20 protein-coding genes and 1 riboswitch are annotated in these 21,233 nt (G+C 50.0%); of the genes, 15 read left to right on the top strand and 5 right to left on the bottom strand.

All coding sequences use genetic code 11. The features are described from left to right. Positions 1-193: 193 nt before the first annotated feature. From IEW74_RS12495 to ccmB, 6 genes are all read left to right on the top strand, one after another. On the top strand, positions 194-1,243 hold the full coding sequence (locus tag IEW74_RS12495) for a cytochrome-c peroxidase (protein ID WP_188665639.1): 1,050 nt from the start codon (positions 194-196) through the stop codon (positions 1,241-1,243). Positions 1,244-1,330: 87 nt separating this feature from the next. Next, entirely contained in the window at positions 1,331-2,290 is a 960-nt protein-coding gene (locus IEW74_RS12490) for a hydrogen peroxide-inducible genes activator (protein WP_229734347.1), read from the top strand. A gap of 64 nt (positions 2,291-2,354) precedes the next feature. Continuing rightward, positions 2,355-2,459: riboswitch (TPP riboswitch) on the top strand. Between the two features lie 52 nt (positions 2,460-2,511). Then, positions 2,512-4,314 carry a phosphomethylpyrimidine synthase ThiC gene (gene thiC, locus IEW74_RS12485; RefSeq protein ID WP_188665632.1) on the top strand — a complete coding sequence of 601 codons (1,803 nt, stop codon included), beginning with the start codon at positions 2,512-2,514 and terminating at the stop codon, positions 4,312-4,314. 330 nt (positions 4,315-4,644) lie between these two features. Beyond that, the gene (locus IEW74_RS12480; RefSeq protein ID WP_188665629.1) at positions 4,645-5,286 is read left to right on the top strand and encodes a substrate-binding periplasmic protein; all 642 of its coding nucleotides are present in this window, start codon (positions 4,645-4,647) and stop codon (positions 5,284-5,286) included. A 297-nt stretch (positions 5,287-5,583) separates the two neighbouring features. Next, positions 5,584-6,255: a heme ABC exporter ATP-binding protein CcmA gene (ccmA, locus tag IEW74_RS12475; RefSeq protein WP_229734346.1), complete on the top strand. Its 672-nt coding sequence runs from the start codon at positions 5,584-5,586 to the stop codon at positions 6,253-6,255. Continuing rightward, positions 6,255-6,920 (top strand): heme exporter protein CcmB, encoded by a 666-nt coding sequence (gene ccmB / locus IEW74_RS12470; RefSeq protein ID WP_188665623.1) that lies wholly within the window; start codon positions 6,255-6,257, stop codon positions 6,918-6,920. The genes ccmA and ccmB overlap by 1 nt, the downstream gene beginning before the upstream one ends. A gap of 13 nt (positions 6,921-6,933) precedes the next feature. Here ccmB and IEW74_RS12465 read toward each other — a convergent pair whose 3' ends face one another. Continuing rightward, positions 6,934-7,356 carry a rhodanese-like domain-containing protein gene (locus tag IEW74_RS12465; protein ID WP_188665620.1) on the bottom strand — a complete coding sequence of 141 codons (423 nt, stop codon included), beginning with the start codon at positions 7,354-7,356 and terminating at the stop codon, positions 6,934-6,936. Between the two features lie 196 nt (positions 7,357-7,552). On the opposite strand from IEW74_RS12465, the gene IEW74_RS12460 reads away from it, so the two are divergent. The 8 genes from IEW74_RS12460 to IEW74_RS12425 all read left to right on the top strand — a co-directional run bounded on the left by IEW74_RS12460 (position 7,553) and on the right by IEW74_RS12425 (position 16,557). After that, a complete protein-coding gene (locus tag IEW74_RS12460) occupies positions 7,553-8,293 on the top strand; it encodes a glycosyltransferase family 2 protein (RefSeq protein ID WP_188665617.1) in 741 nt (246 codons plus the stop codon). Further along, positions 8,290-9,021 (top strand): TVP38/TMEM64 family protein, encoded by a 732-nt coding sequence (locus IEW74_RS12455; RefSeq protein WP_188665614.1) that lies wholly within the window; start codon positions 8,290-8,292, stop codon positions 9,019-9,021. The genes IEW74_RS12460 and IEW74_RS12455 overlap by 4 nt, the downstream gene beginning before the upstream one ends. Positions 9,022-9,080: 59 nt before the next feature. Beyond that, positions 9,081-10,709, top strand: coding sequence for an ArnT family glycosyltransferase (locus IEW74_RS12450; RefSeq protein ID WP_188665611.1), 1,629 nt, complete (start codon positions 9,081-9,083; stop codon positions 10,707-10,709). Positions 10,710-10,887: 178 nt separating this feature from the next. Next, positions 10,888-11,178 (top strand): co-chaperone GroES, encoded by a 291-nt coding sequence (gene groES / locus IEW74_RS12445; protein WP_188665609.1) that lies wholly within the window; start codon positions 10,888-10,890, stop codon positions 11,176-11,178. Between the two features lie 62 nt (positions 11,179-11,240). Further along, positions 11,241-12,884 (top strand): chaperonin GroEL, encoded by a 1,644-nt coding sequence (gene groL, locus IEW74_RS12440; protein WP_188665606.1) that lies wholly within the window; start codon positions 11,241-11,243, stop codon positions 12,882-12,884. A 152-nt stretch (positions 12,885-13,036) separates the two neighbouring features. Next, the gene (locus IEW74_RS12435) at positions 13,037-13,795 is read left to right on the top strand and encodes an SDR family NAD(P)-dependent oxidoreductase (protein WP_188665603.1); all 759 of its coding nucleotides are present in this window, start codon (positions 13,037-13,039) and stop codon (positions 13,793-13,795) included. Between the two features lie 131 nt (positions 13,796-13,926). Next, complete coding sequence (gene thrC / locus IEW74_RS12430; RefSeq protein ID WP_188665600.1) at positions 13,927-15,315, top strand: threonine synthase; 1,389 nt, start codon at positions 13,927-13,929, stop codon at positions 15,313-15,315. Next, positions 15,316-16,557 carry a M16 family metallopeptidase gene (locus IEW74_RS12425; RefSeq protein WP_188665596.1) on the top strand — a complete coding sequence of 414 codons (1,242 nt, stop codon included), beginning with the start codon at positions 15,316-15,318 and terminating at the stop codon, positions 16,555-16,557. It begins immediately after the preceding gene. Here IEW74_RS12425 and IEW74_RS12420 read toward each other — a convergent pair. Beyond that, positions 16,554-17,423, bottom strand: coding sequence for a DMT family transporter (locus tag IEW74_RS12420; RefSeq protein ID WP_229734345.1), 870 nt, complete (start codon positions 17,421-17,423; stop codon positions 16,554-16,556). The two genes, IEW74_RS12425 and IEW74_RS12420, sit on opposite strands and share 4 nt — an antisense overlap. Beyond that, on the bottom strand, positions 17,420-17,611 hold the full coding sequence (locus IEW74_RS12415; RefSeq protein WP_188665590.1) for a hypothetical protein: 192 nt from the start codon (positions 17,609-17,611) through the stop codon (positions 17,420-17,422). The genes IEW74_RS12420 and IEW74_RS12415 overlap by 4 nt, the downstream gene beginning before the upstream one ends. A gap of 278 nt (positions 17,612-17,889) precedes the next feature. Here IEW74_RS12415 and IEW74_RS12410 point away from each other — a divergent pair, with 278 nt between their 5' ends. Continuing rightward, positions 17,890-18,585, top strand: coding sequence for a DUF4336 domain-containing protein (locus tag IEW74_RS12410; RefSeq protein ID WP_188665587.1), 696 nt, complete (start codon positions 17,890-17,892; stop codon positions 18,583-18,585). On the opposite strand, the gene IEW74_RS12405 is transcribed toward IEW74_RS12410, so the two are convergent. Next, a complete protein-coding gene (locus tag IEW74_RS12405) occupies positions 18,582-19,424 on the bottom strand; it encodes a DMT family transporter (protein WP_188665583.1) in 843 nt (280 codons plus the stop codon). The genes IEW74_RS12410 and IEW74_RS12405 overlap by 4 nt on opposite strands. 120 nt (positions 19,425-19,544) lie before the next feature. Next, on the bottom strand, positions 19,545-21,167 hold the full coding sequence (gene ipdC / locus IEW74_RS12400; RefSeq protein ID WP_188665580.1) for an indolepyruvate/phenylpyruvate decarboxylase: 1,623 nt from the start codon (positions 21,165-21,167) through the stop codon (positions 19,545-19,547). Positions 21,168-21,233 lie beyond the last annotated feature (66 nt).

Raw genomic sequence — 21,233 nt, 5'->3', positions numbered from 1 at the left:
AAAGAACCCGGCAGGTGATTGAACCAGCCGGGTTCTTTATTTTTATGACTAGAACATAGTTTTTTTCTATGGTCTGGATTGATTAATAGTATTTCCTTTCATTTGACTAATTCTACATCATTGACCTGCCCATCTTTGGGGGGTGGGGTCGGGGTGTTATGCCCCGGATACCGTTTCACTAATGGAGAAGACAATGAAACGTATCTTTGTAGGATTATCGCTTATTGCAGCCACATGCGCATTCGTACAGCCGGCAATGGCGGCTGACGATCTACTGGCACGCGCAAAAGAAAGTTTTAAGGCTATTCCGACGACTGTGCCGGAAATTGCCGACAACAAAGTGACTTCCGATAAAGTCGAACTTGGTAAAATGCTGTTTATGGACCCGCGTTTGTCTGCCAGTCATTTGATCAGCTGTAACACCTGCCATAACGTTGGTATGGGCGGGGATGACAACCTGGAAACATCCATCGGTCATGGTTGGGCCAAGGGGCCGCGTAATGCACCAACCGCTTTCAATGCCGTGTTCAACATTGCCCAGTTCTGGGATGGTCGTGCAGCGGATTTGAAAGCACAGGCCAAAGGTCCGGTTCAGGCCGGTGTTGAAATGAACAACAAGCCCGAACGCGTTGTGGAAACATTGAAAAGCATGCCCGATTATGTCGCCATGTTTGCCAAAGCCTTCCCGAACGATAAAGATCCGGTAAGCTTTGATAATATGGCGCGCGCAATTGAGGCATTCGAAGCCACCTTGATTACACCAAATTCCAAATTTGACCAGTTCCTGATGGGGGATAAATCCGCCCTGAATAAAGTGGAAGCCGAAGGTCTTGATCTGTTTATGGAAAAAGGCTGCGTGGCGTGTCATGCCGGCACAAACTTTGGTGGCGAAGGGTATTACCCGTTCGGTGTTGTTGAAAAACCCGGTTCTGAAATTTTGCCCGAAGGCGACAAAGGTCGTTTTGCTGTTACCGAAACCGCCGATGATTCCTATGTCTTCCGTGCTGCACCGTTGCGTAACATTGAATTGACAGCGCCTTATTTCCATTCCGGTAAGGTTTGGGACCTGAAACAGGCGGTTTCCATTATGGGAACAAGCCAGTTAGGTGAAAAACTGTCTGAAAAAGAAGTTGAGTCTATCACAGCTTTCTTGCGCACTTTAACGGGCGATCAGCCAAAAATCGAGTATCCGATTTTACCTAAGTCAAGCGCGACAACGCCAAAACCTTTAGAAATGAAATAAGTAAAAAGTAAAGCAGTTGAAAAGAGGAAGAGGCGGCAAATGTCGTCTCTTCCCTCTTGGCGTTTTAAGCGTAAAAGGAACAGGTCCGTGAAGATTACACAGTTGCGTTATGCCTTGATGGTGGCTCAGGAAAAGAATTTTAGCCGGGCGGCCGAACTTTGTCATGTGTCCCAACCCTCCCTGAGTGTGGCAATTAAAAATCTGGAAGAGGAACTGGATGTCACGCTGTTTGAAAGAATTAAGAATTCTTTGAAAGTAACAGAGGAAGGCAATAAAATTTTACCTCAAATCGCCAAGGCTGTGGGAGAGGTCGACCGCATTAAGGAAATCGCAGACGGTCTGCGGGGGGAACTCTCCGGCACACTGCGTTTGGGGGCAATTTATTCGGTTGGTCCTTATATTTTTCCGAATCTGATTCCGAAAGTTCATCAAAATGCCCCAAAACTGACCTTGTTGATTGAGGAAAATTTCACCTCGACCCTGTTGGAGTTTTTGGCCCACGGTCGTATTGATATGGCACTGGTTGCCCTGCCCTTTGATCATCCGGGGATGAGCACGATCCCCCTTTATAAAGAACCCTTCGTTGCCGCTGTTCCCAAAGGACACGCTTGGGAAGGTCGCAATGACATTGGCGGGGATGAACTGGCGGATGAGAAATTGCTACTGTTGGGGAAAGGTCATTGTTTCCGCGATCAGGTGCTGGAAATTTGCGAAGCCCCCCATAGTTTTGAAGACAGCAGCAAAGGGGTCCATAATATTATTGAAGGCAATTCCCTTGAAACCATCCGCCATATGGTCGCGGTGGGGACCGGTATTACGGTGCTGCCGACTTCGGCGCTGGAAAATTTCTTGTGCAAATCCGAACATACCTGCCCGAAAAGCGCCAGCAAAACGGTGCGCTATGCCTATTTTAAAAATCCGGCACCGTCACGTGATATTGCCTTGGCGTTCAGAACATCCTATCCCAACATGCAAATTGCTGAAATGTTGAAAGAAACCATTTTGGCAAATCTGCCAAACGGTTGCTTCCCTTTAGATCCTGCCTGAAGGGGAGAGTTACGTTTTTCTCAACTAATTTCTTGACCTTTATAGTCAACTATCCCACTTATAGTCCGATGCCAAGGGGTGCCTGAATAGGGCTGAGAGTCCGAACATGTGACAACCCTTTGAACCTGATCCGGGTTATTCCGGCGTAGGGATGGACGTAATTTCCCCCAACGCTCACCTCCCGGATCTCCTGACCCAAATTGATTGGAGATCCTCAGACTATGAGCAACGACACTTCCAAACTTGATATCACCACCGGCCCTTTGCCGGGTTCCGAGAAAGTATTTTTTGGTTCTGACACGATGGACGATGTCACTGTCGCCATGCGTTGTATCCACCTTGAAGGTGGGGAACAACCGGTTGTGACCTATGATACGTCCGGTCCCTATAGTGATCCGAACGCGACCATCGATATCAACGTGGGCCTGCCCAAATTGCGCCGCCAGTGGATATTGGATCGTGGCGATGTGGTTGAATATGAGGGCCGTGATGTCAAACCCGAAGATAACGGCCTGTTAAAAGAAGACGACCAACCCGGTGTGGAACCGTTTGTGCGCGGTGATTTGAAACCGTTACGTTCCAAAGACGGATCGGCCGTGACCCAACTGGCCTATGCACGACGCGGCATGGTCACACCGGAAATGGAATATGTCGCCATTCGTGAAAACGAAGGCCGCAAGGAAGCTTACTTGCGTGACGGCGAACCCTTTGGTGCGGAAATCCCGGATGTCTGCACCGGTGAATTTGTTCGCAGCGAAATCGCGCGTGGTCGGGCGGTTCTGGTGTCCAACGTCAACCACCCGGAACTGGAACCGATGATCATCGGGCGAAACTTCCTGACCAAGATCAACGCCAATATCGGTAACTCTGCCGTGACCTCGTCTGTGGCTGAAGAAGTCGATAAAATGGTCTGGGCGACCCGTTGGGGGGCCGATACGGTGATGGACCTGTCCACCGGAACCGACATTCACAATATCCGCGAATGGATTATCCGCAATTCCCCGGTGCCGATCGGAACCGTGCCGATCTATCAGGCGCTGGAAAAATGCCGGGGCATTGCCGAAGACCTGACATGGGAAATTTTCCGCGATACCCTGATCGAACAGGCCGAACAAGGCGTGTCCTACTGGACCATCCATGCCGGTCTTTTGCTGGAACATGTGCCGTTGACGGTCAACCGTGTCACCGGGATTGTATCGCGTGGCGGGTCGATCATGGCGAAATGGTGTTTGCATTATCATAAGCAAAACTTCCTGTGGGATCATTTCGACGATATTTGCGACATTGCCAAGCAATATGATGTGGCGATTTCTTTGGGTGATGGCTTGCGCCCGGGGTCTATTGCGGATGCCAATGATGAAGCCCAGTTTGCCGAATTGCGCGCCCTTGGCGTTTTGCAAAAGAAATGTATGACCCATGACGTTCAGTGCTTTATCGAAGGTCCGGGCCATGTCCCCATGCATAAAATCAAGGAAAATATGGACTTACAGCTTGAAGTCTGTGACGAGGCGCCGTTCTATACACTAGGGCCGCTTGTTACTGATATTGCGGCAGGCCATGATCATTTGGCCTCAGCCATCGGGGCGGCGATGATCGGCTGGTACGGTTGTGCGATGTTGTGTTACGTCACCCCGAAAGAACATTTGGGTCTGCCCAACCGGGACGATGTGAAAGAAGGCGTAATGGCCTATAAGGTTGCCGCTCATGCGGCCGATTTGGCCAAAGGGCACCCCGGGGCGCGTCTGCGTGATGATGCCATGAGCAAGGCGCGGTTTGAGTTCCGTTGGCGCGATCAGTTCCATCTGGCGCTTGATTCGGAAAAATCACTGGAATTCCATGACGAAACCCTGCCGGCAGAAGGTGCGAAGATTGCGCATTTTTGTTCGATGTGCGGACCGAAATTCTGCTCCATGCGCATCAGCCATGAAGTAAAGGCAGAGGCGCAAAAAGGCATGGCGGAAATGTCGGAAAAATTCAAAAAAGAAGGCGGCGAGATTTATAAAAAGATCGATGCAGCGGAATAAACCTAGAAATTGAGATAAATTTTTTAAAGGGTGTCATCAGGCACCCTTTTTTTGCCCGCAAATACGTAAAAAATTCATACTCCCTTATGAAATTTGAAAAATTTGGGTGATTGGCCAATATTTATGCTGGAATTTCCTTGTAATATTCACATAATAGGTTGTGCGAGGGTAAGTTATACGCCTTTCCATCATAGGTTTATAAAAAGCCTCTCGCGTCACAAAATGAACGATATAAAAATGTTTGCTCGGGAAATGCATAAAAGACTGTTTCTGATTTTTTTGTTGGCTTCTTTGATCATGTCTGTCAAGGCATCCGCGCAAGAATGGGTTATGTCTGTACAGCATGCTGATCTTTCCCCGTTTAAACATCGTAATGGATTTGGCCCCGGTGGGATCAATGTGGATATTATGTCTGCAATTGCCCATGAAATCGGCGTGGATTTAAAATTTGTCGATTTTACGATTGCTGAGGGGCGCAAAAAATTTAAAACAGGCGATGTGACGGTTGATTGCTGTTTGAATGAAATCTGGTTTCCAAAACAACAAGATGTTCATGTCTTCAGCAAGCCGATCTATCATTTGATCGAGGTTTTTGTTTTTCCAAAAGGGAAAACCTTTCCTGTGCCGGATACGACAGTTTTAACCGATAAAACAGTTGCGGGCATTCGCGGGTTTACATATCCGGGGCAGGAAAATTATGGTCGCCGTGTAGATGGGGACAACCCGTTGGAAGTCTTGCGGCTGGTGCATGAAGGCAAGGTGGATGTTGGCGTGTTGGAACGTCATGCGGCCTCGTTTTACATAAATTCCAACAAATTTAAAGTCCAGTTTGGTGACCCTTATTATTCTGTTGAAGTCTCTGTGCGTTTGCATCGATCCTTGGAAAACCGATTGGAAGATATCAATCATGCGATTGATAGGCTGAAATCAAATGGCATGATTAAGCAAATCATTGCCCGCAATTTGCGATAAGATCCGTTTTTTCCAAAAAAATTAAATAAGGCAAAAAAAGGCAGATTTGGCGCATAATACTGCCCCATTTGCGGTGTTAAATAAGAAATATGGAAAGAACGGTGTGTTGAGGAATATCCCCCTCGCGATAATCCCCAAAGCCCTTAAACGGTTTTATCCCATCAAACACACACACTCGATACACCGCTTGGACCATAACCGAATCGATCATGCTAGAACTCATCAAATCATCCTCGGACTTGCCCCCCGGGGATGATTTGTTTTAACAATAGGCTGAACGGTATGAAGGGGAAAGTCATGGCGACTTTTGCAGGACGGGATTTGGTCTGTATCCGAGGGGAGCGACTGGTCTTTTCAAAATTGAATTTTGCGATGGAAAGCGGGGGCTGTTTGACCCTGATCGGTCATAATGGCGCGGGGAAGTCTTCCTTGCTGCGCATGATGGCCGGTTTGCTTCACGCCGCCAGTGGTGACATGTTGTGGGATGATCAAGTGGTTTCTGACGATATGGATGAACACCGCGAACGTTTACATTATGTCGGACACCATGACGCGATTAAGCCGGTTCTGACAGTGGAAGAAAACCTGAAATTTTGGGCGGGCCTGCGCAGTGATGCGTCTGAAGCCCAAGCAAACTTTAAAGAAGCCCTGGATATTTTTTCCATCGGTCATTTAATTGATGTGCCGGGACGTTTCTTATCTGCCGGACAAAAACGCCGCGCCAATCTCGCCCGTATCATTGCGTCGAAATCTCCTTTGTGGTTGTTAGATGAACCAACAACGGCGTTGGACAAGGAATCCATCAAAAAACTCGAAGATGTGATTGAAAGTCACCGCGCCAACGGGGGCATGGTGGTTCTTTCAACACATTCTGATATGAACATCAAAGACCAGCAAATTTTAAATGTCAGTGAATTCAGTGCTGCACGCGGTCACGAAAGCGCATCTTTACTGGCGGAGGGCATCTAATGGGTCGTTTTCTTTCTATTGTGCGCCGTGATTTGCGCCTTGCCCTGCGTCAGGGTAGTGACAGCGTGATGGTCGTGATGTTTTTTGTTTTGACGGTTGTGTTATTTCCGTTCGGGATTGGACCTGAAGGCAATATTCTCGCCCGTGTCGCCAGCGGGGTGATTTTTGTTGCGGCGCTTTTGGCCTCTATGCTGTCGTTGGAACGTCTGTTTCAAACCGATTATGAAGATGGCTCGCTGGAACTACTCACCCTAAGCCCCATGCCGTTGGAAATCATTGTTTTGGCCAAAATTACCGCGCATTGGCTGACAACAGGCCTTCCTTTAATGATTGCCTCGCCCTTATTGGCGGTTTTGATGAATATGGACGGCAACGGTTTTGCCATGTTGATGTTGGCCTTGTTGCTCGGCACCCCGGCGTTAAGTTTGATCGGGGCAATCGGGGCGGCCCTTGTGTTGGGGTCACGGCGCGGCGGGGTGTTGATCTCCCTGCTGGTTCTGCCGTTGTTTGTGCCCGTTTTGATTTTCGGTGTGGGATTAATTGAAGCCGCGATCGGCGGATTTGCGGTTAAATCACAAATCCTGATCTTGTCGGGTATCTTGTTTGCCTGCCTTGCCTTTTGCCCGTTTGCGGCTGCGGCTGCGGTCCGTCAATCGGTTGAGTAAGTGGCGTGCAGGGTTACCCCTGCATCCACGGTAGGCCGGCAACTTTCCAGCCATTGACAGTGCCCCGGTGGCGTTGGTCGTCGTGATCGCCTTCAAATCCACCTTCGATATTATAGCAGGTTTTGTAACCGGCAGCCGTTAGGGCGATGGCGGCATATTTGGAGCGTACACCGGAACGACAGAGCATGAGCAGTTCTGTTGTTTGGTTGGGGACCAGTTTGGCGACATCTTCGATAAAGGTTTCGTTGCGCATCCCACCGGGAAAGCGGTTCCATTCCACCAACAGATGTTCTTTTTCCAAGGAAGACAGATTGACCTGACCGACCCAGGCCCATTCGGCCTCGGTCCGTACGTCGATTAAAACGGCATCTTTGGATGATTGAAGGATTTCCCAAGCCTGCTTGGGGGTGATGTCTCCGGCATATGGTTCAGACACGGTGTACTCCCTTGGTATTGTGTCGCGATGCTTTCTTGTTACACCTGTTTACAGATCCTGCAAAAGTATCTTTTCCAAAATGTTCACGCAATTGTCTTTAGCGGCATAATGATTGTAAAGTTCATCCTAGACAAAGTGGATGAAAAGGCCATAATGCGCGGCGTTTCAAGTGCCATACAAGCAAGGCTAATTGCCCATGATCACCACACCAGAGATGTCCGTTGTTGTTCCTGTTAAAAATGAAGCGGAAAACATCCAGCCCCTGATTGAAGAAATCTGTGCGGCACTGGCGGGGAAAATCTCGTTTGAAATCGTTTATGTAGATGATGGCAGTGATGACGACACCCCGCAAAAATTACGCGATATGCAGACCAAACTGGATAACCTGCGTGTGGTGACGCACCGTCAATCCTGTGGTCAAAGTACGGCTGTACGTACAGGTGTGAAACAGGCCCAAGGGCGTGTGATTGCAACGTTGGACGGGGACGGGCAGAACGATCCGGCGGACATTCCGGCGTTGTATGACGAATTGGTCAAAGACGATAATCAGGATTTTCTGTTGATGGCGGGATGGCGGGCCAAGCGTCACGACAGCGCCTTTAAATTATGGCAATCGCGCAACGCCAATAAAATTCGTGCCGGTCTGCTGGGGGATAACACACCTGATACCGGATGCGGATTAAAAGTTTTTACGCGCGAAGCATTCCTTGACCTGCCTTATTTCAATCACATGCACCGTTTTTTACCGGCATTGATGATCCGGCGCGGTGGACGTGTGCAGTCGGTACAGGTTAATCACCGCGCGCGTGAACGTGGGGTGTCTAAATACGGCATGTGGAACCGCCTGTGGGTCGGCATTGTCGATATTATGGGTGTGATGTGGTTGCAAAGCCGGGGCAAGGTGCCTGAGATTGTACCGTCCAAGGAAGACGCATGAATTTTAAGGTCTTCATAAAGGGCCTGGTTTTCCTCTGTTCGCTCGCCGGGGCGGCTTATCTGTTGTCTTTGGGGATGGATGAAAGCTGGATCGACGAGAATGTGCGCGGTCAGGGCTTAAAAGGCTGGGTGATTTTTATTTCGCTGGGCGGTGTGTTGGCCGCTGTTGGTTTCCCGCGTCAAATTCTGGCATTTATGGGCGGTTATGCCTTTGGCGTTGTGAAAGGCACCACGATCACGGTGCTGGCCGTTGGTGTGGGCTGTATTTTGACCTTTACGTACGCACGGGCCTTGGGTCGAAATTTTGTCAAACGCAAATTTCCCCGCAAAGTGAAACGGATTGACGCATTTTTGTCGGAAAGTCCGTTCCTTATGTCTTTGTTGATCCGTTTATTGCCAGCGGGCAGTAACGTTGCGACAAATGCAGCCGCCGGGGTGTCCGGCGTGCGGGCGCTGCCTTTTGTGATCGGCTCGCTTATCGGATATATCCCGCAAACGATTGTCTTTGCCTTGGCAGGCAGTGGTGTGGACGTGGACCCGGTTTGGCGGATCGGGTTAAGCGCGGTGTTGTTTTTATGCTCCGGCTTGCTGGGGGTCTATCTTTATCGTCGATATCGTCATGGCAAAACATTGGGCCGCGAGATCGAAAGCCAGCTGAGCGGTGATGAAGACGAGGCCGAAGCCATTGTTCGCGAATGTGATCGCGGTTCTTCTTCATCGCAGGCTTGAAGCCAACCTTTTTCAATGTCATAAACGCCCGTCGCCTATCGGCAAGGAAAGTGTGGATAATGTTGCAGAAATACTGGTCGCCCGTCACGTTTACAGTCATGTGGTTGGTGTTGGTCGTGGTTGCGATCTGGACCCGTCCGGCCTTGCCGGTGGATGAAACACGCTATTTGGCGGTGGCGTGGGAAATGTGGCAACGCGGGGATTTTATTGTTCCGCATTTGAACGGAGAAACCTACAGTCATAAACCGCCTTTGCTGTTTTGGGTGATGAATGCGGGCTGGGCGGTTTTCGGGGTAAATGACTGGTGGCCGCCGTTGGTTGCGCCCTTGTTTGCATTGGCGTGTTTGTTTTTAACCCGCAGCATGGCACAAAAACTGTGGCCCGAACGTCCGATGATTGCGGACCTTTCCCCGATTATTTTGCTGGGGGCGGCCTTTTGGACTGTGTTTACCACCGTGACGATGTTCGACATGCTGGTGGCCGCCTGTACCCTGTGGGGATTGCTCGGCCTGTTGATGGTCTGGCGTGATGGCAATGTGAAAGGCTGGTGGTTTTTGGCCCTTGCCATTGGCTTTGGTGTTCTGGCCAAGGGGCCGGTGATCTTGCTGCAAATTTTGCCAATCGCCTTGTTGTTGCCGTTTTGGGATTGTGAAAAACGCATCAAGAATCGCAAGCGGTGGTATCTGAATATTCTGCTGTGTGTACTGGGCGGGGCGGTTATTGCCTTGGCATGGGCAATCCCGGCCGGCATTCAGGGTGGTGAAGAATATCGCAATGCCATATTTTGGGGACAAACGGCAGGTCGTGTGGTGCAATCTTTTGCCCATGCGCGCCCGTGGTGGTGGTATCTGGCGGTCATCGGTCCCTTGTTACTGCCTTGGGTCCTTTGGCCGAGCTTATGGCGCGGTTTGATCCAAAAGGCAGGCGTGATTTTTAAAGAAAGCCAGATCCGGTTTTGCCTGTTGTGGTTTGTGCCAATCTTCGTGGCCTTTTCCTTGATCAGCGGCAAGCAACTCCATTACCTGTTGCCGATCTTTCCGGCCTTTGCCTTTGTCTTGGCGCGTGTGCTGGATGAAGGTGAATTGTTTTCATCCCGTCTGGGGCGTTTACTGCCTACCGGATTTATGATTGTGCTGAGCCTGGTTTTAATGGCGGCACCTTATTTGCCGATCCGTAAATTGCCCGATTGGGTGGGAATATTGCCGACTTATTGGATGCTGATCCCCTTCATAATCGCCCTTTATATGATTGCCAAACCGGTTTTGAATAACAAATCTGCGGTGATTGGTTTTACCAGCATGATGGCGGGCTTTGTGGTTGCGCTTCATTTTGCGCTTGCGCCGTATCTTGCACAGTCTTTTGATCTGCATGCGATGGGGCGCGAGATCAAAAATATGCAGGACGATGGATACGAAGTCGCCTTTGTCGGTAAGTATCACGGCACGTTCCAGTTTCTAGGGCGTTTGGAAAAACCGATTGCAGAATTGGCAACCGATCGTGGGGATGATATGGCCGATTGGGTGCTTGCACATCCACGCAGCAAGGTGATTACACTTTGGAAACAGCCTGCCCCGGATGATAAGGCCGTGGATTTTGTGCAAGATTTTCGCGGTAGTAATTTCATTATTTTGGATGTGGAAAAACTGGGAGGGGAGCTTGATCTCCTCCATCGTCGCGGTAAAGAGTAAAATTTGCAAATGCTGCGGTGCAATATGGTTTTTTATCGACGGGTCATCAAAAAATAGTAATTCATGGCTTGACAGAAAGGGGGGCACAAATTACCTCTGTTAGCACTCGGACCTAACGAGTGCTAATCATTGACTCGTTCGGGTCATTACTTTGGTGACTATCACGGAGTTTAAAACCATGAAATTTCGTCCTCTGCACGATCGCGTCCTCGTAAAACGCGTAGAGCAAGAAACTAAAACCGCTGGCGGCATCATTTTGCCGGAAGCTGCACAAGAAAAACCGTCCGAAGGCGAAGTGATCGCTGTGGGTGCGGGTGTGCGCAATAAAGACGGCGAGTTTGTCGCGCTTGACGTAAAAGCGGGTGATCGCGTTCTGTTCGGCAAATGGTCCGGTACAGAAGTCAAAGTCGACGGTGACGATCTGTTGATTATGAAAGAATCCGACATCATGGGTGTGATCGAAGCTTAATCGGCTTTGTTCATCACATTTCATAGATAATTTTGACTGCTTAAAATAAGGGTCTAGCTCACATGGCTAAAGAAATTAAATTCGGCACAGAAGCTCGTGCAAAAATGCTCGAAGGTGTTGATCTTCTTGCAAACGCTGTAAAAGTAACACTCGGCCCCAAAGGCCGTAACGTTGTTCTGGACAAATCCTTCGGCGCTCCGCGTGTCACAAAAGACGGTGTGTCTGTCGCCAAGGAAATCACACTGGAAGACAAATTCCAGAACATGGGCGCGCAAATGATCAAGGAAGTTGCGTCCAAGACAGCCGATATGGCTGGTGACGGTACAACAACAGCAACTGTATTGGCGCAGGCAATCGTTCGCGAAGGCACGAAATCCGTTGCTGCTGGTATGAACCCGATGGACCTGAAACGTGGTATTGACATCGCGGTTGCAAAGGTTGTTGAAGACGTTAAAGCACGTTCCAAGCCTGTTTCTACAAACGAAGAAGTTGCACAGGTCGGTACGATCTCTGCCAACGGTGAAAAAACAGTTGGCGATCTGATTGCACAAGCAATGGATAAAGTCGGCAACGAAGGCGTTATCACTGTTGAAGAAGCAAAAGGTCTGGATACAACGCTTGACGTTGTTGAAGGTATGCAGTTCGACCGTGGTTACACATCTCCGTACTTCGTGACCAACTCTGAAAAAATGATTTGCGAACTGGACAACCCGTACATCCTGATCAACGAAGGTAAACTGAGCTCTTTGCAGCCGATGTTGCCGCTTCTGGAAGCCTCTGTTCAGTCTTCCCGTCCGCTGTTGATCATCGCAGAAGACATCGAAGGCGAAGCACTGGCAACTTTGGTTGTCAACAAGCTGCGCGGCGGTTTGAAAGTTGCTGCGGTTAAGGCACCGGGCTTTGGGGATCGTCGTAAAGCCATGTTGCAAGACATCGCCATCCTGACAAACGGTCAACTCGTTTCCGACGAACTGGGTGTGAAACTGGACAGCGTGACTATTGACATGTTGGGTACTGCCAAATCTGTGGTTATCACCAAAGAAGAAACCACAATCATTGAAGGTGCAGGCGACAAAGACGATATCGTTGCACGTTGCAACCAGATCAAAGCACAGATCGAAGAAACAACTTCTGACTATGACCGCGAAAAACTGCAGGAACGTCTGGCCAAACTGGCTGGCGGTGTTGCTGTTATTCAGGTTGGCGGTGCAACCGAGGTCGAAGTGAAAGAACGCAAAGACCGCGTTGACGATGCCCTGCACGCAACACGCGCTGCTGTTGAAGAAGGCATTGTTTCCGGTGGTGGTACAGCTTTGTTGTACGCAACCAAAGCACTGGAAGGTCTGGAAGGTGAAAACCCGGATCAGAAAGTCGGTATCGACATCATCCGTCGTGCGCTGCAAGCACCGATCCGTCAAATCGCGGAAAACGCGGGTCACGACGGTGCGGTTGTTGCGGGTAAATTGCTGGAATCCGATAACACAAGCTTCGGTTTCAACGCACAAACCGGCGAATATACCGACCTGGTGGCTGCGGGCGTTATCGACCCGGTTAAAGTTGTCCGTGCAGCGCTGCAAGATGCGGCCTCTGTTGCGGGTCTGTTGATCACAACCGAAGCCATGGTTGCTGATCAGCCGGAAGCCAAAGGTGGACCGGCTATGCCTGACATGGGCGGTATGGGCGGTATGGGTGGCATGGGCTTCTAAGTCCAGACCAACCATCAGCTTTACAAGCTTAGTAAAAAAGGGTCGTGCCTATCTGGTGCGGCCCTTTTTCCTTTGCAGGGCGGGGTGGTCTTTGATATAAACTTCTTCAAGTTTACGTTGACGTAAAGGTAAACATTTTTTAGGAGAAGGATATGAACGTTCAAGGTTTGGCTGCAATCGTTACAGGTGGTGCGTCTGGTTTAGGGGAAGCCACGGCACGCAAGCTTGCCAGCGAAGGGGCGAAAGTTGCCATTTTCGACATGAATGTGGACGCTGCACAAAAAGTCGCTGATGAAATTGGCGGGATTGCGGTTGAATGTAACGTGTCCGATGCCGCCAGTGCCGAAGCGGCATTTGCCAGCGCGCGTGAAGCACATGGCCCGGCCCGTGTCGTTGTGTCTTGTGCGGGCATTGCCCCGGCTTCTAAAATCGTGGGGCGCAATGGTGCTCACGATCTGGACCTTTTCTCGAAAGTGATTAACGTCAATCTGGTGGGGACATTCAACATGACCCGACTGGCCTGCGCCGATATGCTGGAACTGGACCCGGTAAATGGGGAAGAGCGCGGCGTGGTGGTCAATACGGCCTCCATCGCATTTGCCGATGGTCAAATCGGTCAAGCGGCCTATGCGGCCTCCAAAGGTGGGGTGGTCTCGTTAACATTGCCGGTGGCCCGCGAAATGGCCCCCAAAGGCATCCGTGTTATGACGATTGCACCGGGGATCATGGCAACACCAATGTTGTTGGGTATGCCTGAGGAAGTTCAGGATGCGTTGAATAAATCTGTGCCTTGCGGCCGTATGGGCAAACCGGAAGAATATGCCGATTTGGTTAACCATATCGTCAATAATGCGTACCTGTCCGGTGAAGTTATTCGTATGGATGGTGCCTTGCGTATGGCCCCGAAATAATTGGTTGTTTAAGCCGCATTTAAAATGGAACGGTCCTTACCTGTGTAAGGGCCGTTTTGTTTATTGGACTCCGCTGCAAAGCGTGTTAAACAGCGCGTCTAGGTTTTTATCTCGATGCAAAGAGGCCCAAGGTGCAATACGTTTCCACACGCGGCAAGGCGCCCGCACTTTCCTTTGATGATGTTCTGTTGACAGGTTTGGCCCGTGATGGCGGTCTTTATCTGCCGGAAAGCTGGCCCCAGTTCAGCGCCGATGATATCCGCGATATGCGCGGCTTATCTTATGCCGATATGGCTGTTCGTGTGATGTACCCGTTTGTGGAAGGGTCTATCGCGCATGCGGATTTTAACGAATTGGTGCAGGGTGCTTACAAGGATTTCGGTCATCCGGCGGTTGCTCCGTTAAAACAACTGGATTCTGACCAATGGGTTATGGAACTGTTCCACGGCCCGACCTTGGCCTTTAAAGATTATGCACTGCAATTACTGGGTCGTTTATTTGATTATGTGTTGAAAAAACGCGGGGAACGCGTGACCATCGTGGGCGCCACATCCGGCGATACCGGGTCGGCGGCGATTGAAGCCTGTCGCGACCGTGAATGTATTGATATTTTTATTATGCATCCGAAAGGGCGCGTGTCTGATGTGCAACGCCGCCAAATGACGACGATCTTGTCTTCCAACGTACATAATATCGCCTTGGAAGGCACATTTGATGATTGTCAGGATGCGGTTAAGGCCATGTTTAATGATATGGATTTCCGCGATAAATATAATCTTTCTGCGGTGAACTCGATCAACTGGGCGCGCATCATGGCGCAAATCGCCTATTATTTCTGGGCGGCTGTTCAGGTCGGTGCACCGGATCGCAAGACCCGTTTTGCCGTGCCGACCGGGAACTTTGGCAACGTTTTTGCCGGATATTGTGCCAAAAAAATGGGTTTGCCGATTGAAAGTTTTGTGATCGGGTCCAACCGAAATGACATTTTAACCCGTTATTTCAAAACGGGCGTGATGAAAATGGAAACGGTGGAACCCAGCTTATCCCCGTCTATGGATATTCAAATTTCATCCAACTTCGAACGTTTGCTGGCGCAACATTACAAGGCGGATGGTTCTGCCTTGGCACAGGCTTTGGCAGATTTCCGCGATACCGGCGAAGTTGATTTTGGTGCAGATCGCTGGAAAGCCATGTGTGAAGATTTCACGGCCCAATGTTTGAACGACGAAGAAACCAAACAGGCGATTAACGCCTTTTATCAGCAAACCGGCGAATTGCTGGATCCGCACAGTGTCATCGGTTGCGCCGTTGCGCGCGATGCGGTGAAAACCGATGCGGTCACCATTGCCTTGGCAACGGCGCATCCGGCGAAATTCCCGGCGGCGGTTGAAGAGGCTTCCGGTGTTCATCCGGCCTTGCCGGAACGTCTAAGCGATTTGTTTGATCGCGAAGAACGTTTTGACGTGCTGGAAAATGACTTACCCACCATTCAGTCCTATATTGAAAAGACCCTTGCCTAAATGAACGTTCGTATTACGACACTGGACAACGGCTTGCGCGTTGTCTCCAACCACATGGCGTCTGTCCAGTCGGTTTCCCTTGGGGCATGGATTGAAATTGGTGCCCGTCACGAAAAGCCGGAACTCAACGGCATTTCACATATGCTGGAACATATGGCCTTTAAGGGGACGACAACGCGCAATGCCTTGCAACTGGCTGAAGAGATTGAAAATGTCGGCGGGCATATCAATGCCTATACGTCGCGGGAAAACACGGCCTATTATGCCAAGGTATTGAAAGAGGATGTCGCCCTGGCGGTTGATATCATTTCAGACATCTTGCAGAATTCCGTGATTGATGGTGAAGAACTGGAACGTGAACGCAGTGTCATTTTACAGGAAATTTATCAAGCCAATGATACGCCGGATGATATCGTTTTCGATTATTTCCAACTGACGGCTTATCCTGATCAGGCAATGGGCCGACCGGTTTTGGGCGAGTCGGATATCGTCAAATCCCTGTCTCGTGATACGGTTTTGTCCTATATGCAGGATAATTATGCGACATCGCGCATGGTCTTTAGTGCGTCCGGCAATGTGGACCATGACACATTGGTCGCAATGGTCGAAGAAAAATTTACCGCGTTGCCGCGCGAAACACAGATATTGCCGGACCCGACCCGTTATGTCGGGGGACATTTTGTGGAAAATCGCCCCAATCTGGAACAGGTTCATCTGGTTGCCGGGTTTGATGCGGTTAAATATGATGATCCCGATTTTTACAGTCTGTCGGTCATGTCGACCCTGTTTGGTGGCGGTATGTCGTCGCGACTGTTTCAGGAAATCCGCGAAAAGCGCGGGCTGGTCTATTCGATCTACAGCTTTGTTTCTGCTTATGATGATGGCGGGATGCTGGGGCTTTATGCCGGGACGGGCCGCGATGAAATGAAAGAACTGGTTCCGGTGTTGGCTGATGAAATTACCAAGGTTTGTGAACGCGTGAGCGAAGATGAAGTGCAACGCGCACGTGCGCAATTGAAATCCAGTATTTTGATGTCTTTGGAAAGTACTTCAACCCGATGCGAACAATTGGCCCGCCAATTGACAGTGTTTAACCGTATTATTCCGGTGGAAGAAGTGGTCGAAAAAATTGATGCCATTGATGTGGATGCAGTTTGCAAGGTGGCCCGCCGCGTCTTTGCAAGCAAACCGACCTTGACCGCGCTTGGCCCCTTGACGGAAATTCCTGAATTTACAATTTAATTTCGCACAGCCAAGGCAACGCCAACGCTGACCACGGCCATACCGATCAGGGCACTGAGACCAAGTGTTTCGCCAAACAGGAAGAAGGCCTCCAACGCTGTTACAGCCGGGACCAGATAAAACATGCTGGCCACCTTGGAGGCTTCGCCTTGCTTGATCATCCACATCAATAAGCTGATGGCCCCGAACGAGGGCACGAAGATCAACCAGAACAGGGCGAAGATAAATTCCCCCGTCCACTGGATTTCCATGGTTTCAAGACCGGAGGCCAACAGGCCGTAAATCAGGCAGGCCGCAAAATACTGGATGAAAGTCCCGCTCATCAGCGGCATGGTTGTGCAATATTTCTTTTGATAGACCGAGCTTATGGTAATGCAGACAACCGCACCAAAAGCGATAAAAACGGCGTTTAAGGGGAAGCCTTCAAACAAGGCGGTATTGTTCAGGTCAATTTTTTCACTGAGGACCAAGACCGTTCCGATGATCCCCAGCACCAAGCCTGCCCATTGAACCGGGCGCACATTTTCCCCGAGAACAGGTTTGGCAATAAAGGCCGTCAGCAAAGGCTGAAACCCTGCAATCAAAGCTGTTAAGCCGGAAGGTAGGCCCATTTTGATTGCTGTAAAAACCCCACCAAGATACCCGACATGGATGAGAATGCCCGAGATTGCGACATGTCCACTTAAGCGGCGGCTTTTCGGCCATTCTTTTTTGAGGACCAGCAGGACAACAAGCAAAATGGCGCAGGTGAGTGTCATGCGCACAAACAGGAAGGTATAAGGTTCGGCATAGGGCAGGCCGAACTTGGCCCCGATAAAACCGGTGCTCCATAAAAAGACAAACAGGAGAGGGATGAAACGGGTCACAGTTCGATATTGGCAACGTCACGATAGACGTTTTGCAAGCACCCGGCAGCTTCGATATCGCCTTCTTTATGACGGGTTTCCAGAACGCGTAGGCAAGCTTGCGCGATGGCTTGGACCTCGATGGTGTCCAGTTCGTTGAAGAAAAGCTGCGGGTTGGTTTTCAGGCCAATGATGAACGGGTTAGACATGTGTCTCTCAATGCTCCTTTCGAAATCTGTGCCCAATCTAGTTTTTTCTGAGCAAAAAGAAAAGCTTCATATAGGCTGACTTGTCAAATCGTCTTTACGGGCCTAGTCTTTTTTTCGCACAGCTTGGTCGTTTTTGGGAAGAACACAATATTAGGTTGACGGAAATCGATGCGGGAACGATCGAGTCGTTGCAGGCAAGACAAGAACGGTCTGCCCGGCGTGTGATCACCCCCAAGGCCATTTCGAATTATTGGCGGAGAATTGGTAAGGACATAACGATGTTAATCAACGTTGCACAGGATATCTGGATTGGCGAAGGCGGTCTGGTGGATTTTTACAGCTGTCCCTATCCCACTCGTATGGTCGTTGTACGACTGGCAGATAACAAATTATGGGTCTGGTCCCCGATTGAACTGAGTACGGATTTAAAAACGGAAATTGATGCATTGGGGACGGTTGCCCATCTGGTCAGCCCCAATAAAATTCATCATCTGTTTTTGGGGCCGTGGCAACAGGCTTATCCAAAGGCTTGTTTATGGGGACCGCAATCGACCATTGATAAACGCAAAGACTTGCAGTTTACAGGGGGGCTTGGGGATCAAGCGCCGCAGGAATGGGGTGATGTCTTTGATTTGATCTGGTTTAACGGGTCGTTTTTTATGGATGAAGTGGTGTTTTTCCATCGTCCGTCCCATACCGTTATTATGGCGGATCTATCGGAAAATTTCAGCGAGACCTTCATTCAAAAACACTGGAACACGTGGCAGCGCGTGATTGCGAAACTGTGGGGGATCGTAGAAGGACGGGGGTATGCCCCGCTTGAATGGCGACTGAGCTTTTTTAAACGCAAAGCCACTCGCCAAGCCAAGGAACGTTTGCTGTCTTTACCCGTGGAAAAGGCCATCATGGCGCACGGGGAATGGCAACCCAGTAATGCCCGGGCTTTTCTGGAAAAATCCCTTTCGTGGATTTAATTTTTTTTGTGGGAGCGTTGGAAAAGGACCAAAGCAATCCCGCCTAATGTGGCAAGGGAGGCCAGAACAAGACGAAGGGTCAAGGTTTCGTCCAGCAGTACCGTTCCACCCAGGGCGGCAATGATTGGAACGCACAATTGAACGGTGGCAGCTTGGGTGGCTTTCAGGTAACGCAAGGCCGAATACCAAATGGTATAGCCGCAGCCGGAAGCGAATGCCCCTGAGGCAATTGCCAAAAGAACGCCGTGATTACTGAGAACAGTTTGATCCAGAAAAAACAGGTTCATCACAATAACGGGCACCACGCAGTAAACAAAGTTCATGGCGGTGCTTTCCAGTGGTTTGGTCGTGCCCCGTCCGGCCAGTGAATAAAGCCCCCATGCAATTCCGGCGATAATCATTAAAAGGCTTCCGATCAAGTCCGGTGCATTCAGACCGGGGGAAACCAGATAAATAATCCCGCTGACGGCAATTCCCAGGCCCAGCCAGGATAAAAGACTGAAATGTTCCCCGATTTTAAGGGCATAGACAAACATGGTAAGCTGAACGGCCCCGAATAAAATCAAAGCCCCCGTTCCGGCCCCTAGGGAAAGGTAAGCAAAAGAAAAGAACACCATATAGGTGAACAGCATGGCGGCGCTTTTGATGTTTCCGTCTTGTCTGGATAAGGGACGGCGGCGGATCAGGACGATCAGGCACAGCATCACAGCACCGGAAATAATCCGAATGGAGGTAAAAGAAGCTGCGTCAATTGCACCGGTTTCAAGGGCTTGCCGACAGAGGATAGAATTGGCTGCCAGTGGGATCAAGGCGCAAGCTGTAAGCAAAAAAGCGTGCATGGAATAACTTTAAAAAGAATAATCAAACTATTCCAAGCTAGAGAAATTTATCCACAGGTACAAATCTTTTTATATAAAGGAGGATGCGACTTTAGTTTATCCACACCCTCCTTCAAGGTCCTATTTCGTTGTACTTAATCGTTTCACCGCGTTGACAAAGCGATTGAGGGTTTGGGAAATTTCGCCGCGTTCCAGCATGATTTCGATCAGTTGGAAACAGGATGTATCATTTTGGGCAGCTTCTAAGGCCTCGATCAATTCTTTACGGGTGGTGACGCGCACACCTTTCCCGCCCATCGGGGCTGCCATTTGGGCGAATTTCCAATCATCCAGATCGTGATAATCCGGCCCCGGCTGGAAGGTGCGCAGCATTTCCCAGCTGCGGTTGTTAAACAGCAAAACAATCGGGTTCCAACCATATTGGCGGCAATTGCCCAATTCCCAGCCTGTCATTTGAAAGGCACCATCGCCAACCATGATCAACGGACGTTTGCCGGATGTGGCCTGTATGCCGAGCCCTGCTGGTACCCCCGGCCCCATCGAGGCATAATAACCCGGTGCAATCAAGGCGGTATTGGCGATATCCATTGCGGTAAACAAGCAATCTCCCATGTCCGATGCGATGGGCATTTTGCCATGTTTGGCAAACATATCGTTGACGGCGCAGGCGATATCAGTTGGCGCGATGGCTTTATCATCAGCGCTGAGATTACGCGGATAGACAGGGGCGGGGTGTCGTTTGGCATCGCCAATGGGCTGGGCGATTTCAATCAAGGCTTCGATCAAACATTCCAGCGTGACTTCACGGTAAGTGTGATGGGCGAAATTGACCTCACGGTCAAAGGCATGAACGCAGGCGCGCATGTCAATTTCGCGTTTGGAAACCCCGAAGTTGGTATCGGACAGGATGACGCCCAACATCAACAAACCATCAGAACGTTCAACCGCTTTGCGGACTTTTTCTGTACCGGCAAGGCCCAGATAAGTACCGATCAAGGGGACTTCGCTGTCGGCGAGAATGCCGCGCGCCATGAAAGAGGTGACAACCGGCACACCCAGAATATTGGTGAGTTCTGCCAGTTTCTTTTCCAGACCAAAACGACGAATTTCCACACCGGCCATAATGCAGGGCTGTTTGGCGGCGCGCAAATGTTCCAGAACTTCTTCGGCGCAGGCGCGTGCTCCATCCATATTGTCACAACCGGGATGAAAGGCGGGAACAGCCGCAATATCTTCGGACACCATGTCACGCGGTAATTCAATATAAACCGGGCGTGATTGTTGAATGCAGGTATCCAACGCGTGCGCGATTAAATGTGGCGCGGTCTGAACATCGTCCAAAATGACTTGCGCGCAGGTGATTTCTTCAAAAATCTTATATTGGGAATCGATTCGTTTGACCTGATGGTGCAGACCAAGGCCGCGCTGGCTTTCCAGTTTCCCCGGGGCACCGGAAATGACGACGAGGGGGGATTTTTCCACATAAGCCTGTGCCACCGGATTAACCATATTAAGGGCGCCTGCGCCATACGTCACGGCGGCAACCCCGAGACGGCTGTTGAAACGTCCCGCAGCATCAGCGGCAAACCCGACACCGGGTTCATGGCTGAGCGTATAAAGCGGAAGAATTTTGGTATCTTCCAGAATTTTGAAATAGGGAAGGGCAAAATCGCCGGGAATTCCTATAACCTCGGTAGCGCCACGATCTTTCAGGGCACAAAAAAGGGCTTCGGCAAGCTGCATGTAAAAGGCCTCTCTGATATGATTTCATTTGAAACTAGCTTATCAGAAAAAATTTGAAATGAATGC

This window comes from Terasakiella brassicae (genome assembly GCF_014641495.1).
Classification (GTDB): domain Bacteria; phylum Pseudomonadota; class Alphaproteobacteria; order Rhodospirillales; family Terasakiellaceae; genus Terasakiella; species Terasakiella brassicae.
This window is presented reverse-complemented; position numbering and strand designations above follow the sequence as displayed.

Excerpts from the sequence above, each read along its gene's own strand:
- ccmA (WP_229734346.1), top strand. The coding sequence starts at position 5,584 with ATGGCGACTTTTGCAGGACGGGATTTGGTCTGTATCCGAGGGGAGCGA.
- IEW74_RS12495 (WP_188665639.1), top strand. The coding sequence starts at position 194 with ATGAAACGTATCTTTGTAGGATTATCGCTTATTGCAGCCACATGCGCA.
- IEW74_RS12415 (WP_188665590.1), bottom strand. The coding sequence starts at position 17,611 with ATGTCTAACCCGTTCATCATTGGCCTGAAAACCAACCCGCAGCTTTTC.
- IEW74_RS12410 (WP_188665587.1), top strand. The coding sequence starts at position 17,890 with ATGTTAATCAACGTTGCACAGGATATCTGGATTGGCGAAGGCGGTCTG.
- IEW74_RS12425 (WP_188665596.1), top strand. The coding sequence starts at position 15,316 with ATGAACGTTCGTATTACGACACTGGACAACGGCTTGCGCGTTGTCTCC.
- groL (WP_188665606.1), top strand. The coding sequence starts at position 11,241 with ATGGCTAAAGAAATTAAATTCGGCACAGAAGCTCGTGCAAAAATGCTC.
- ccmB (WP_188665623.1), top strand. The coding sequence starts at position 6,255 with ATGGGTCGTTTTCTTTCTATTGTGCGCCGTGATTTGCGCCTTGCCCTG.
- IEW74_RS12455 (WP_188665614.1), top strand. The coding sequence starts at position 8,290 with ATGAATTTTAAGGTCTTCATAAAGGGCCTGGTTTTCCTCTGTTCGCTC.
- ipdC (WP_188665580.1), bottom strand. The coding sequence starts at position 21,167 with ATGCAGCTTGCCGAAGCCCTTTTTTGTGCCCTGAAAGATCGTGGCGCT.
- IEW74_RS12480 (WP_188665629.1), top strand. The coding sequence starts at position 4,645 with ATGTCTGTACAGCATGCTGATCTTTCCCCGTTTAAACATCGTAATGGA.
- IEW74_RS12450 (WP_188665611.1), top strand. The coding sequence starts at position 9,081 with ATGTTGCAGAAATACTGGTCGCCCGTCACGTTTACAGTCATGTGGTTG.
- thiC (WP_188665632.1), top strand. The coding sequence starts at position 2,512 with ATGAGCAACGACACTTCCAAACTTGATATCACCACCGGCCCTTTGCCG.
- IEW74_RS12460 (WP_188665617.1), top strand. The coding sequence starts at position 7,553 with ATGATCACCACACCAGAGATGTCCGTTGTTGTTCCTGTTAAAAATGAA.
- IEW74_RS12405 (WP_188665583.1), bottom strand. The coding sequence starts at position 19,424 with ATGCACGCTTTTTTGCTTACAGCTTGCGCCTTGATCCCACTGGCAGCC.
- IEW74_RS12435 (WP_188665603.1), top strand. The coding sequence starts at position 13,037 with ATGAACGTTCAAGGTTTGGCTGCAATCGTTACAGGTGGTGCGTCTGGT.
- groES (WP_188665609.1), top strand. The coding sequence starts at position 10,888 with ATGAAATTTCGTCCTCTGCACGATCGCGTCCTCGTAAAACGCGTAGAG.